This is a genomic window from Ruegeria sp. H7, from assembly GCF_056532945.1.
This window is the reverse complement of sequence record NZ_JBQFNZ010000003.1, coordinates 107670-121747: the sequence shown is the minus strand read 5'-3', so window position 1 is coordinate 121747 and position 14078 is coordinate 107670. Positions and strand designations below refer to the sequence as shown.

The 14078-nt window shown below is 59.7% G+C and carries 11 protein-coding genes; 5 read left to right on the top strand and 6 right to left on the bottom strand.

Annotated features, from left to right (window positions below; genetic code table 11):
- Window position 1 precedes the first annotated feature (1 nt).
- Both ACR0AC_RS09410 and ACR0AC_RS09405 read right to left on the bottom strand, forming a co-directional pair.
- On the bottom strand, window positions 2-820 hold the full coding sequence (locus ACR0AC_RS09410) for an ABC transporter ATP-binding protein (protein ID WP_170453417.1): 819 nt from the start codon (window positions 818-820) through the stop codon (window positions 2-4).
- A 75-nt stretch (window positions 821-895) separates the two neighbouring features.
- The gene (locus ACR0AC_RS09405) at window positions 896-2839 is read right to left on the bottom strand and encodes an AMP-binding protein (protein ID WP_480873220.1); all 1944 of its coding nucleotides are present in this window, start codon (window positions 2837-2839) and stop codon (window positions 896-898) included.
- A 380-nt stretch (window positions 2840-3219) separates the two neighbouring features.
- Between ACR0AC_RS09405 and ACR0AC_RS09400 the strand changes: the two genes are divergently transcribed.
- Both ACR0AC_RS09400 and ACR0AC_RS09395 read left to right on the top strand, forming a co-directional pair.
- Complete coding sequence (locus ACR0AC_RS09400) at window positions 3220-4341, top strand: serine/threonine protein kinase (RefSeq protein ID WP_480543623.1); 1122 nt, start codon at window positions 3220-3222, stop codon at window positions 4339-4341.
- Between the two features lie 177 nt (window positions 4342-4518).
- Window positions 4519-5130, top strand: a complete 612-nt coding sequence (locus tag ACR0AC_RS09395; RefSeq protein WP_480872987.1) for a hypothetical protein — start codon at window positions 4519-4521, stop codon at window positions 5128-5130.
- A 66-nt stretch (window positions 5131-5196) separates the two neighbouring features.
- Here ACR0AC_RS09395 and mutT read toward each other — a convergent pair whose 3' ends face one another.
- The 3 genes from mutT to ACR0AC_RS09380 are packed head-to-tail and all read right to left on the bottom strand — an operon-like array spanning window position 5197 to window position 7732.
- The gene (mutT, locus tag ACR0AC_RS09390; protein ID WP_480872985.1) at window positions 5197-5595 is read right to left on the bottom strand and encodes an 8-oxo-dGTP diphosphatase MutT; all 399 of its coding nucleotides are present in this window, start codon (window positions 5593-5595) and stop codon (window positions 5197-5199) included.
- Window positions 5596-5650: 55 nt separating this feature from the next.
- Window positions 5651-6877, bottom strand: a complete 1227-nt coding sequence (argJ, locus tag ACR0AC_RS09385; RefSeq protein ID WP_480626499.1) for a bifunctional glutamate N-acetyltransferase/amino-acid acetyltransferase ArgJ — start codon at window positions 6875-6877, stop codon at window positions 5651-5653.
- A 6-nt stretch (window positions 6878-6883) separates the two neighbouring features.
- Window positions 6884-7732: a peptidylprolyl isomerase gene (locus ACR0AC_RS09380; RefSeq protein WP_170453412.1), complete on the bottom strand. Its 849-nt coding sequence runs from the start codon at window positions 7730-7732 to the stop codon at window positions 6884-6886.
- Between the two features lie 176 nt (window positions 7733-7908).
- Between ACR0AC_RS09380 and secA the strand changes: the two genes are divergently transcribed.
- The 3 genes from secA to ACR0AC_RS09365 all read left to right on the top strand — a co-directional run bounded on the left by secA (window position 7909) and on the right by ACR0AC_RS09365 (window position 13228).
- Window positions 7909-10626 (top strand): preprotein translocase subunit SecA, encoded by a 2718-nt coding sequence (gene secA / locus ACR0AC_RS09375; RefSeq protein ID WP_170453411.1) that lies wholly within the window; start codon window positions 7909-7911, stop codon window positions 10624-10626.
- A 100-nt stretch (window positions 10627-10726) separates the two neighbouring features.
- Complete coding sequence (locus ACR0AC_RS09370; protein ID WP_480872983.1) at window positions 10727-11647, top strand: hypothetical protein; 921 nt, start codon at window positions 10727-10729, stop codon at window positions 11645-11647.
- A 24-nt stretch (window positions 11648-11671) separates the two neighbouring features.
- Entirely contained in the window at window positions 11672-13228 is a 1557-nt protein-coding gene (locus ACR0AC_RS09365) for a phosphate ABC transporter substrate-binding/OmpA family protein (protein WP_480872981.1), read from the top strand.
- Between the two features lie 74 nt (window positions 13229-13302).
- Here the strand turns inward: ACR0AC_RS09365 and radC are convergent, their stop codons facing one another.
- Window positions 13303-14058 carry a RadC family protein gene (gene radC / locus ACR0AC_RS09360; RefSeq protein ID WP_170453408.1) on the bottom strand — a complete coding sequence of 252 codons (756 nt, stop codon included), beginning with the start codon at window positions 14056-14058 and terminating at the stop codon, window positions 13303-13305.
- Window positions 14059-14078: the final 20 nt, after the last annotated feature.

The window sequence follows — 14078 nt, the reverse complement described above, 5'->3', positions numbered from 1 at the left end:
ATCAGTCATGGCTGACCCCCAGATAAGCGTCGATGACTTCCTGATTGTTGCGCACCTCATCGGGTGTGCCGTCGCCAATCTTCTTGCCGTAATCCATCACGACCACCCGGTCGCTCAGGTCCATCACCACGCCCATATCATGCTCGATCAGGGCGATGGTGGTGCCGAACTCGTCATTCACGTCGAGGATAAAGCGGCTCATGTCCTCTTTCTCTTCGACATTCATCCCCGCCATCGGTTCGTCCAGCAGCAGCAGTTTGGGCTCTGCGGCCAGCGCGCGGGCCAGTTCGACGCGCTTTTTCAAACCGTAAGGCAGGCGCGCGACGGGTGTCTTGCGGATGTGCTGGATTTCCAGAAAATCGATGATCTTCTCGACCGCCTCGCGGTTTTCGGTCTCTTCCGCCTCGGCCTTGCCCTTCCACAGTGCCTGTTGAAGGATGTTGGTTTTCATATAGTTCAGCCGCCCGGTCATGACGTTGTCCAGCACGCTCATGCCTTCGAACAGGGCGATGTTCTGGAACGTCCGCGCGATCCCCTGCCGCGCCACTTCATAGGGACGCATCGGCGGGCGTTTCGCGCCGTGAAACCAGACCTCGCCTTCCTGCGGGACATAAAAGCCCGAAATCACGTTCAGCATCGAGGATTTACCCGCCCCGTTCGGCCCGATGATGGCCCGGATTTCACCCTCGCGAATGTCGAACGAGATATCCTTGATCGCCACCACACCGCCGAACCGCAGGGTGATGTTCTTCATCTCCATCACCACACCGCCGATCTTGCGGCCGTCTTCGGTGACATATCCTTCGGAACTATCCAGCATCAGTCACTCCCTGACACAAAAAACGGGACGGCGGGCGGGGCGATGACCGCAGGTCGAGCGGCGCTCGAACGGCCCTCATTCCGCCGCCACCTTATGCTGTGCGACCGGCACAACCGGCGCGTCGACAATCTCCAGCGTGGCGCTGATCGAGCCCTTGCGACCGTCCTCATACGTCACCTCGGTGGTGGTCGAGACCGACTGGGATCCGTCATAAAGCGCATCGATGATGTCCTGGAATTTCTCTTCCACGAACCGACGCCGCACCTTGCGCGTCCGGGTCATCTCACCATCATCCGCGTCCAGTTCCTTGTGCAGCACCACAAAGCGATGCACCTGACAGCCCGACAGCATCTCATCGGCGGCAACGGATTTGTTCACCGCTTCCACATGGGCCTTGATCGTCTCTAACACACGGGGATGACCCGCCAGTTCCTGATAGGACGCATAGGCCACATTGTTGCGCTCTGCCCAGTTGCCCACCGCCGTCAGGTCGATATTGATGAACGCCACGCAGCGATCCTTGCCGTTGCCAAACAGCACGACCTCAAGAATGTCGGGATAGAATTTCAGCTTGTTCTCGACATATTTCGGCGCAAACATCGACCCGTCAGCCATTTTGCCAACGTCCTTGGCGCGGTCGATGATCCGAAGATGGCCGCTGCCTTCCTCGATGAACCCCGCATCCCCGGTCGCAACCCAGCCTTCGGCATCCTTGGTCGAGGCGGTTGAATCCGGGTTGTTGTAATACTCAACAAAAACCCCGGGCGAGCGGTAGTGAATCTCGCCGCTGTCGTCGATTTTCAACTCAACATCCGGCGCAGGCACGCCCACCGTATCCGCACGTACTTCACCATCCGGCTGCACGGTAATGAACACCGTCGCTTCGGTCTGGCCATAAAGCTGCTTTAGATTGATCCCAAGCGAGCGGTAAAAGTCGAAAATCTCCGGCCCGATCGCCTCGCCCGCGGTATAGCCCACGCGGAAACGACCATAGCCCAGCGTGTCCTTGAGCGGTCCATAAACCAGCAGATTGCCCAGCGCGTATTTCAACCGGTCGCCAAAACCCACCGGTTTGCCGTCCAGCAGCAAGCCACCAACCTTCTTGGCATGTGCCATGAAGTGACGGAACATGCGCTGCTTCAGCTTGCCCGCATCCTCCATCCGGATCATCACATTGGTCAGCTGAGTCTCAAAAACGCGCGGCGGGGCAAAGAAATAGGTTGGCCCGATCTCGCGCAGGTCGGTCATCATCGTGTCGGCGCTTTCGGGGCAGTTCACGCAGAAACCGCACCAATAGGCCTGACCAACGGAAAAGATGAAATCGCCCACCCAGGCCATCGGCAGATAAGACAGGATGTCTTCGTTCCGGGTCAGGTGATCGAATTCGGCCGAGTTCTTGGCGCTTTCGATCACGTTCCGGTTCGACAACACCACGCCCTTGGGCTTGCCGGTGGTGCCGGAGGTATAAAGCATCACGCAGGTGTCGTCATAGGTGATCGCGGAGATACGCTTGTCCAGTTCCGCATCAAACCGCGCGTGACCGGCGCTGCCCTCGGCCATGATGTCCTCAAGCGCATTCATCTGGGAATGGTCGTATTTCCGCATCCCTCGCTTGTCGGTATAGAGGATGTGTTTGACCTGATGCACGTTTTCCTGAATTTCGATGACCTTGTCGACCTGCTCCTGATCGCCGCAGACAACGTATTTCGCGCCGCAATGTTCCAGCACATAGGCCATCTCTTCGGCGACCGAGTCCTGATACAGCGGCACAGGCACCGCGCCGACCATCTGTGCGGCGACCATCGACCAGTAATGCGCCGGGCGGTTGCGGCCTATGACGGCGATATGGTCGCCCTTTTCAACACCCAGCTCCAGAAAGCCCAGCGCGATGGCGCGGATTTCCCGCGCGGCCTCGGCCCAGGTCCAGCATTGCCAGATCCCGAATTCCTTTTCGCGGTACGCCGGGGCATCCCCGAACTGCGTGACATTGCGGTGTAACAGCGCCGGAAGGGACTGCATCCCCTCAGCGCCCGACTGCGTCTGAGCCAATCTTCCTCTCCTCCCCATCCGGCCCCTCCTCCGGGCCGGAAATGGCGGGTCCGGGTCGTTGCCCGAACACCTGCGCCCCGATAAGGGACAGTTGCACGATCAGCGTCAACTTTTTCCTGATGTTTTCTCAATTCTTACGAATTGTAACAGGGGTCGTGCCGCCAATCCGGGTGACCTTGGCAACGCCCTTCTTCCCAACGCCTGCAAGCAATGCTATGTGGCCCGTCAAGCTCTTTGGCGATGGCGTCGCCAGAGGTAAATCAGCGACGAACCCCATATCCTGTACGCCGGGACTTTCAATCAGGAGATTGAGGGCCCCGTCCTGATCTCCGCCACAACAGGAGACAGCCATGGCCTGGTCCCCCGACAAAACCGAAGTCAAAAGCTGGAATGAATGGGACACCCTGCGCCACGTCATCGTGGGCCGCGCGGATGACTGCCACATTCCGCCCGAGGAACCCGCGCTGGACGCCAAGGTGCCCGAGGACAGCGACATGCGCGGCCAGTGGGGCCGCCGCCCGCAGGAAACCATCGACCGGGCCAACGAGTTGCTGGACAATTTCGCCGATCAACTGCGCAAGCGCGGTATTCGCGTGGATCGCCCGACGTCGATTGATCATTCGCAACCGGCTACCACACCGGATTTTCACACCGACAGCCAGTTTGGCTGCATGCCCCCGCGCGATGTGCTGCTGACCGTCGGACACGAAATCCTCGAAGCGACGATGTCCTATCGCTGCCGCTGGTTCGAATACCTGAACTATCGCCCGCTAATGCAACAATACTGGGACGAAGACCCGAACTTCCGCCACGAGGCCGCGCCAAAGCCGCGCCTGACCGATGCGGATTACCATCCCGATTACCTCAGCGACAAAATCGGCGTCGAAAAGCGCCTGCAATGGGCGGCCGAGAAATTCTTTGTCACCACCGAGGAAGAGCCGCTGTTCGACGCCGCCGATGTGCTACGTTTTGGCCGCGATCTGGTGGTTCAGCATGGGTTTACGACGAACCTGAAAGGGATCGAGTGGCTGCGCCGTCACTTCCCCGATCACCGGGTCCACACGGTGAACTTCCCCGGCGACCCCTACCCGATCCATATCGACGCCACCTTCACACCGCTGCGCCCCGGCCTTATCCTGAATAACCCGCAGCGTCGCCTGCCCGAAGATCAGCGCGGCATGTTCGAGAAAAACGGGTGGGAGATCGTGGACGCCGCCCAACCGGCCCACAACACGCCGCCGCCTTTGTGCTATTCCTCGACCTGGCTGTCGATGAACGTGCTGGTGCTGGACCCGAAGACCGTCTGTGTCGAGAAATCCGAGGTCTATCAGGCCGAACAGATGGACAAGCTGGGAATGGAAGTGGTCGAGGTCGAGCTGCGCGACGCATATGCCTTTGGTGGCGGTCTGCATTGCTGTACGGCGGATGTCTATCGTGATGGCGAGTGTGAGGATTACTTCCCCAATATGTAACACTTTCTACCTAACAACAGGGTGCCCGGGGATCCTCGGGCACCAGCATCCTGTCTCTGAGGACGGTATTGCCTTGGTGTCCTAGGAGTGGCGGCTTTGAGCCCTAATCGACCGTTCCTTGATTGTATTTAGCTCGCTAGGTAACTCTTCCATTTCAAATACGGGAGAAGTTACTTGATGAATTCATTGAAGGCAAAAGCGAAGAAAGGTCTCGTAGAAGTCGAAGACATTACTCGATTGGCGAAGAAGCCATCGCCTGAGAACGGCGTTTTGCTAAGAGAATTGACCATGCGGTACGGCTGGAAGCACCATCCGTGTTTTCCCAATGCCCCCTTGGCCACATGGTCAGAGATAGTTTCCACCTATTGCATCAGTGGATTTGACGGGATCATTTTGCTAGCTGATGATCAAGTGATACGACCCCTCGTGTTCAGTTTCTTGGAAGATATTCCTTCGGATCAGGCGCTTACAACGCTCCTCAAGATTGCCGAACGTGAGATATCGTCGGTCGAAACTGACCTTGAGATGTCCGTCAAGACTGCAAGCGTGCTCAATGTGTTTGGATCGAGCAAATTTCGTTCTCAGAGCACTGCAATGGTGCGTGAGTTTCTGCATCGGTTATTGGTGGCGGTCAAGGACGAGGCCGACGTTGGCACCGTCATGTGCGCACTTCGCTGGTACGGCGATGGGCAATCAATTGAATTGATCCGCTCCAAACCAACCATGTCAGACCACTGGGAGAGCGCCCGTAGCGCAGCGATCCGAGCTATTAGGGAGCGAAACCGATAGGCCTTCGCAAATGCCAGCTTAGTCCGCAATCCAGAAAATTTACCCCAAGGCGGTACTAAGTGACGACTACAACCAATCCCGCAAAATCGGGATCAGGGGTACATCCGCTGCAGGCATCGGATAGTTCCGAAGATCATTCCCACGCACCCATTTCAAAGCCTGCCCTTCCTTAGACTGCGGAATCCCCTCCCATTTGCGGCAGGCAAACAGAGGCATCAGCAGATGGAAATCGTCATAGCTGTGGCTGGCGAAGGTCAGCGGCGCGAGGCATGAGGTCCAGGTATTGATGCCCAGCTCTTCTTCCAACTCGCGGATCAGCGCGGACTCGGGGGTTTCGCCTGGTTCGATTTTGCCGCCGGGGAATTCCCAGAGGCCTGCCATGGATTTGCCCTCGGGACGTTGGGCCAGCAGAACGCGGCCCTCGATGTCGATCAGGGCGACGGCAGACACTAATACAGTTTTCATGGTCGCAATCCCGGACGCAAAACCGGGCTCCACTTTTGCTGGAATTGCTCCGGTTTCACGAGCGATAATCCGCGTTGATCTCGATATAGCCGTGGGTCAGATCGCAGGTCCAGACGGTGGATTTGCCCGCGCCCAGCCCCAGATCGACGGCAATCACCAGATCCCGACCTTTCATATAGGCGGCGGCGTCATCCTCGCGGTAATCGGGACTGACCCAACCCTTTTCGGCGACCAGAATGTCTCCGAAGGAAATGCTCAGCAGATCACGATCCGCTGCTGCACCGGACTTGCCGATGGCCATGACAATGCGGCCCCAGTTCGGGTCCTCGCCCGCGATGGCGGTTTTCACCAGCGGAGAGTTGGCAATCGCCAGACCGTGTACCTTGGCGTCTGCGTCCGAGGCGGCCCCGGCCACACGAATTTCCACGAATTTCGTGGCCCCCTCACCGTCACGCACCACTTGCTGCGCCAGATCCAGCATCACGCGTTCCAGCGCTTCGGCAAATGCCGCGTTGGTGGTGGCATCGACACCCGACGCCCCGGTAGCACACAGCAGCAGGCTGTCCGAGGTCGACGTATCGCTGTCAACGGTGATGCAGTTGAACGTCCGATCCGTCTGCGCGCCCAGCATCGCCTGCAGGGCCGATTGGTCCACCTGTGCGTCGGTGAAGACGTAGACCAGCATCGTCGCCATATCCGGCGCAATCATGCCGGAACCCTTCGCAATCCCCGCAATAGAGACTGTTTTGCCATCAATCTCGACCTCCGCCGACGCCCCTTTCGGGAAGGTATCCGTGGTCATGATGGCCTTCGCGGCGTCTTCGATGGCGTGCCGGCTGAGGCCCGCCTTCAGCGTCTCAAGCTGGGTCACGATACGCTCATGCGGCAGGGGTTCCCCGATCACGCCGGTGGACGAGGTAAAGACGCGGTTGACCGGGACGCCGGTGGCATCCGCAACGGCCTGCGTCACCTCGGAAACCGAGGTCTGGCCGTAATGCCCGGTGAAGGCGTTGGCGTTGCCCGAGTTCACAAGGATAGCCGCCGGGCCGTCACTTGGCCCGCCGATCTTGTCCTGACAATCCAGCACCGGAGCGGCGCGGGTGGCGGATTTGGTGAATACGCCTGCCACAGATGTTCCGGGGTCCAGCACGGCCAGCATGACATCCGTGCGACCCTGATACCGCACACCTGCCGCGACGGTGGCAAAGCGCACACCGTCAATCGCAGGCAGATCGGGGAAACTGGCCGGGGCCAGCGGCGAAACCTTGGTGATCGTGGCCACGGCAGATTACTCCTGCAGCAGTTCGATCTGGCGCAGCGTTTCGGGGCCTGCCCCTTCCAGCGCCGGACGCTCGATCTGAGCCTGCTGGGTCAGTTCATCGATGCGGGCCTGGATCGCCTCTTGCTGGATGGTCTGAGCCAGTTGATCGCGGATCGTGTCCAGCTCGGGCGCTTCGGATTTGCGGGTATCGTTCAGAATGATGACATGCCAGCCGAACTGGGTTTGAACCGGATCCGACACCTGACCTTTTTCCAAGCCAATCACGGCCTCTTCAAATGCAGGCACCATCTGGCCCTTGCCAAACCAGCCCAGCGCACCGCCATTGGGGCCCGAGGGGCCTGTGGACCGTTCACGCGCAAGCTCGGCAAAATCGGCACCATCGTCCAGTTGCGATTTGATGACCTTGGCCTCTTCCTCGGTATCTACCAGGATATGGCTGGCGTCGAACTCATCCTCGCCCGCAAAATCGGCAAACTGGGCGTCGTAAGCGGCCCGAATGGCCTCATCCGTGACGGCGGCATCGGTCAGGGCCTCGACCGCCTGCACCGCTTTCAACGAGCGACGCTCATTTTCAAGCGCGATTTCGTTCAGTTTGGACAGGTCGCCCTGTTCCTGGCTCAGCAATTGCTGCTGGATCAGCTGTTCCAGGATGAAGTCGAACAGCACGTCATCTTCAGCCTGCTGATACTGCGCCGGAAGGTTCGTGGCCATGGCGATGACGTGACCCAATGTGATCTCATCCCCGTTCACACGGGCGACGACGGTGCCTGCATCAGGCTTGGTTTCGGCGGCCAGCGGCAGGGCCATCACGGCAGCAAGCGCCAGAGATGGCAGAAAAGTGAGGCCTTTGGGCATGGATCAATCCTATTTCTTTGCCGCGACAGGGCGCAGCGTTGACACTTCAGAACCTGCCGCTTACATCGCTTTGAAGCCTTGGACAGGGCCGCCTTTCACCCCCCGTATCTATGGGTTGCGCGCAAGGTGGGCAAGCCTGTCGCAACCAAGACAAGAACAGATCCGCTGGAGTGAACATGCTGGGACTCGGAACGCTCGCCAAAAAGGTGTTCGGAACACCGAACGACCGCAAGATCAAGGCGACCCGCCCCCTGATCGAAAAGATCAACGCGCTGGAGCCCGAGTTCGAGAACCTGTCCGACGAAGGGCTGATCGAAAAGACCGCCGAGCTGCGCAAACGCGCGCTGGATGGCGAAAGCCTGGATGACCTGCTGCCCGAAGCCTTTGCCAATGTGCGCGAAGGGGCCAAGCGCGCGCTGGGTCTGCGCGCCTTTGACGTGCAGCTAATGGGCGGTGCGTTTCTGCATCAGGGCAACATCTCGGAAATGAAAACGGGTGAGGGCAAAACACTGGTCGCCACCTTCCCCGCCTATCTGAACGCGCTGACCGGCAAGGGTGTGCACGTCGTCACCGTCAACGAATACCTCGCCAAGCGGGATGCCGAGTGGATGGGCAAGGTGTTCGCCGCCGTGGGTATGACCACCGGCGTGATCTGGTCCGGCCAACCGGATGCCGAGAAAAAGGCCGCTTATGCCTGTGACGTGACCTATGCCACCAATAATGAGCTGGGTTTCGACTATCTGCGCGACAATATGAAGGCCGATCTGGCCGAGATTTACCAGAAGCACCACAATTTCGCGATTGTGGACGAGGTCGACTCGATCCTGATCGATGAGGCGCGGACACCGCTGATCATCTCGGGCCCGTCGCAGGACCGCTCGGATCTTTACACCGCGATTGATGCGCTGATCCCGTCGCTGAGTGACGATCATTTCTCGCTGGATGAAAAGTCCCGCAACGTGACCTTCACCGATGAGGGCAACGAATTCCTTGAACAGCAATTGCTGGACGCGGGACTGATCCCCGAAGGCCATTCCCTGTATGATCCGGAAAGCACCACGGTGGTGCATCACGTCAACCAGGGTCTGCGCGCGCATAAACTGTTCCAGCGCGACAAGGATTACATTGTCCGTGACGGCAATGTGGTGTTGATCGACGAATTCACCGGCCGAATGATGCCGGGCCGCCGCCTGTCCGAAGGTCTGCATCAGGCGATTGAGGCCAAGGAAAACGTCCAGATCCAGCCCGAAAACGTGACGCTGGCCAGTGTGACCTTCCAGAACTACTTCCGCCTTTATGACAAGCTGGGCGGCATGACCGGCACGGCGCTGACCGAGGCCGAAGAATTTGCTGAAATCTACGGCCTGGGCGTCGTCGAAGTGCCGACCAATAAACCGATTGCCCGTCTGGACGAGGACGATCAGGTCTATCGCACCGCGATGGAGAAATACGGCGCGATCATCCAGGAGGCGAAAGAGGCCAGCGCCAAGGGTCAGCCGGTGCTGATCGGCACCACCTCGATCGAGAAATCCGAAGTGCTCAGCCAGATGCTGACCAAAGAAGGCATCGAGCATAACGTCCTGAACGCCCGCCAGCATGAACAAGAGGCCCAGATCGTTGCCGATGCTGGCCGCTATGGCGCGGTGACCATCGCCACCAACATGGCCGGTCGGGGCACCGATATTCAGCTGGGCGGCAACGTGGAAATGAAGGTTCTGCAGGCACTGGCCGAAAACCCCGAGGCCGATCCCGTCGAACTGCGCGCTGCGGAAGAGGCGCGTCATGCTGAAGAAAAACAGAAGGTGCTGGAGGCCGGTGGCCTTTACGTCATGGCCTCGGAACGGCACGAAAGCCGCCGTATCGACAACCAGCTTCGCGGCCGCTCGGGCCGTCAGGGCGACCCGGGCCGCACTGTGTTCTACCTGAGCCTCGAAGACGACCTGATGCGCATCTTCGGCTCGGAACGGCTGGACAAGGTGCTGACCACGCTGGGCATGAAGGAAGGCGAGGCCATCGTCCACCCCTGGGTGAACAAGTCGCTGGAACGGGCGCAATCCAAGGTCGAAGGCCGTAACTTTGACATGCGCAAGAACGTGTTGAAGTTCGACGATGTGATGAACGATCAGCGGAAAGTGGTCTTTAGCCAACGGCGCGAGATCATGTCCGCAGACGACCTGTCCGAGATCGTGTCGGACATGCGCGAGCAGGTGATCGACGATCTGATCGACGAATACATGCCGCCGAAATCCTATGCCGATCAGTGGGATACCGATGGTCTGCACGAGGCGATCAAGGACAAGCTGACCATTGACGCGCCGGTTCAGGACTGGGCCGCCGAGGAAGGCGTGGATGACGAACAGGTCCGCGAGCGTCTGATCAAGGCCGCCGATGAGATGATGGCGCAGAAGGCCGTGGCCTTTGGCCCCGAGAACATGCGCAACATCGAAAAACAGGTCCTGCTGCAAACCATCGACAGCAAATGGCGCGAGCATCTGCTGACGCTGGAGCATCTGCGTTCAGTCGTGGGTTTCCGCGGGTATGCCCAGCGCGATCCGCTGAACGAATACAAGACCGAAAGCTTCCAACTGTTCGAAGGCATGCTGGACTCCTTACGCGAAACCGTATCGCAGCAACTGTCTCGCGTACGCCCGCTGACCGAGGAAGAGCAAAAGGAAATGCTGGCCCAGATGGCCGCGCAACAGGCGCAGGCGCAGCAGGCGGTCGATCAGGCCGCAGGTCAGGCCGAGGCAAAGGCAGAAGCCGCCGCCTCGGGCGATGCGTTGCCGGGCTTTGACGAAAACGATCCCGCGACCTGGGGCAATCCAAAGCGCAATGATCCCTGCCCGTGCGGGTCTGGCAAGAAATTCAAACATTGCCATGGCAGACTGACCTAACGTCAACGTTAACCAATCACAATGAGTCCGTCTCGCGGCCACAAATTGGCCTCGATTCGGGGCGAATGTCCGACTCGCTCCTTCAACTGGGGAGGGTGTCTTGTTTGTAGTACGGAATTACGTGACCATGTGCGGCACAGTAGCCTGTGCCCTGGCGATTGGTTACCTGATGCAAAATGGAAGTGCTGCGCAGCCGAACGGGGCGCAGGATACTGCCTCTTTGACCAATCAGAATTCGGTTCTGGCAGGGCTGGACAGCATCGTCCTGACATCTGCCTCCCCCAATGACGCCGACAGCGGCCAAAAGACCGTCACAGTTGAACCCACGCGCGCTGAACCGCAGGCCAGAGAACCGCATCAAAACTGCAACCTGACCGCGCGGGCCATTGCCGTACCCGGTGCGCAGGCCCGGCTAAGCATCAAATCCCCCTGCCAAAGCAACGCACGGGTGAATATTCATCACAGCGGCCTGACCGTGACTCAGATCACCGACGAAAACGGTGCGCTGAACGTGACCATCCCGGCGCTTTCGGAATACGCGATCTTCCTGATCTCGTTCCCGGATCAATCCGGTACCGTCGCCACAACCCATGTGCCGGACATCAACCAATTCGACCGCGTCGCGCTGCAGTGGCAAGGCGATGCAGCCCTGCAGATCCACGCATTGGAATTTGGCGCAAACTATGGCGGCGACGGCCATGTCTGGGCGGACAGCACAACCGCTGGGGCGGGCAGCGTCGTAAGCCTGGGCCACACCGGTCTTGTCGATGCCAATAATATCGAGATCTACTCTTTCCCGGCGGGCCAATCGCAACAATCCGGAACCATCGATCTGACGGTCGAGGCCGAGGTCACAGAAACCAACTGCGGCCGCGATTTGAACGTGCAATCCATCGAATTGCGGGCAGACAACCGCCTGCGGTCCCGCGACCTGAGCCTCGCCGTGCCGGACTGCACGCAAACCGGTGAGTTTCTGGTGTTGAATAATCTGCTCTCAGACCTGACAATTGCGGCAAAGTAATCCGCAGGCAGGCTCGACTCTCTTATGACATTCTTCCGTGTGGCGGTGGCCGCGCTGATTTCCGCAATCCTTGGAACCGGTGCGGCAGCACAGGACATCACGCTCACCTCGCATGACGGCAAGGTCGAAATCACTGGCAACTTGCTGGGTTTCGACGGCGAATTCTACCGCGTCGACACGCAGTTCGGCGAGCTGACGGTCGACGGCTCGGGCGTCACCTGCGACGGCCCCGCTTGCCCGAACCTGATCGATTTCGTGGCCGAGGTCCGATTTTCCGGCTCGTCCGTGATGGCCGAAACAGTTCTGCCCGCGCTGATCATCGGCTTTGCCCGGCAAGAAGGGCTGACCGCTACGCCAAAGCGCGTGGATGAACGCACCTTTGCATACGAGCTGTTTCAAGCCGACCGGCAGGCCCCGCTGGCCCGTCTGTTCTTCCGCGTAGGCAATACGGATCAGGGATTTGCCGACCTGACCCAAAACACCGCCGACATCGTCATGGCCCTGCGCGAAATCCGCGACGGCGAAGTTGACGCGGCGCAAGAGGCCGGGCTGGGCGATCTGACCCGCGCGCGGCGATCTCGCGTTATTGCACTGGATGCTATCGTGCCGGTGGTGGCCAAAGACAACATCGCGGCGCAGATTTCCCCGTCTGATCTGGCCCGCGTGCTGACGGGTGAAGTCACTAACTGGTCCGATCTGGGCGGGCCCGACGCGCCGATCGCATTGCATATGCCCGATGCCGGGTCTGGTCTGGCGCAGGCGGTTGAGGACCAGATTTTGTCACCCGTGGGCACAGACCTGACATCCGGCGCAATACGCCACGCGCGCAACAGCGATCTGGTGCAGGCGGTGGCAAAGGACTCATTCGCCATTGGTATCACCAGCCATGCCTCGGCTGATGCCGCCCGCGCCCTGCCCCTGACGGGCGGATGCGGCCACGGGCTGGCCGCAACGCGCCACGCCATCAAGACCGAAGATTACCCGCTGACCCTGCCCATGTTCCTCTATCTGCCGGAACGCCGCCTGCCCCGGATCGCGCGGCAATTTCTGGCCTATAGCCAAAGCGCTGACGCCCAGATGGCGATCCGGCAAGCCGGGTATGTGGATCAGGCGCCTGAAACCACGCGGATCGGATTGCAAGGGGATCGTCTGTCCAACGCCATCGTCTCGGGCGGGGCCGAGGTCGGGCTGGAGGAAATCCAGCGCATGATCGACGCCCTGCGCCCCATGGCCCGCCTGTCCCTGTCGGTTCGGTTCGAGCCCGGATCGTCCCGTCCAGATGCGCAATCGCGGTCGAACATCCTGTATCTGGCACAGGCGCTGGAGACCGGCACCCTGAACGCGCGCAAGCTGGCCTTTGTTGGCTTCAGCGATGGGGACGGGGCCGCCGCCACCAATGCCCGCATTGCCCTGCGCCGCGCTCAAACCGTTCGCAACGCTGTCCTGGCTGCGGTTGAAACCGAAATCCCCGACAGTATCGACATCTCGGTCGAAGGCTTTGGCGAGGCCATGCCCATGGCCTGCGATGACACTGAATGGGGCCGCAAGGTCAACCGGCGTGTCGAAATCTGGATCGAGTAACTCCCGCATCTTCTTCTCGTAAAAAATACGGTGGGGGTGAATTGACCCGCAGGATCAAAAGGGGGCAACGCCCCCTACAAATACCCCTCGGACCGAAAACTCAGCTCGGTCGATTTTCCGATGATCAGATGATCATGCAACGTCAGACCCAGCGCCGTGCAGGCATCGTGAATCCGGTTGGTCATGTCGATATCCGACTGAGACGGAGTCGGGTCGCCGGACGGGTGATTATGCACCAGTATCAGGGCCGAGGCATTCAGCTCCAACGCCCGTTTCGCGACCTCGCGCGGATAGACAGGTACATGATCCACCGTCCCCTTGGCCTGCTCCTCATCCGCGATCAGCACGTTCTTGCGGTCCAGATAGAACACCCGGAACTGTTCGATCTCGCGATGGGCCATGGTGGTGTGGCAGTAGTCCAGCAGGGCATCCCATCCGGAAATCACATGCCGCTGCATCACCCGCGCGCGGGCCATCCGGTGGGCGCAGGCTTCGAGGATTTTCAGGTCGGTGATCACTGTCTCGCCAACACCTTTGATCTGGCGCAGCCGTTCTTCGGGCGCGGTCAGCACGCGATTGAAATCCCCGAACGTATCCATCAGCCGCCGCGCCAGGGGTTTCACGTCCTGCCGGGGGATCGAGCGGAACAGGACCAGTTCCAGCAACTCATAATCCGGCATCGCTGCCGACCCGCCCGACATGAACCGCTCACGCAGTCGTTTGCGGTGGTCCTTGATGTATGACGGCAACCTGCCACTCGGCAGTGGCTGTGCTGGTGCTTCGTCCGTGTCGAACAGCATGGGGGCTTCGGCAAAGGCGTCCTGTGTCATGGGCTAACCTTGACGCAGAA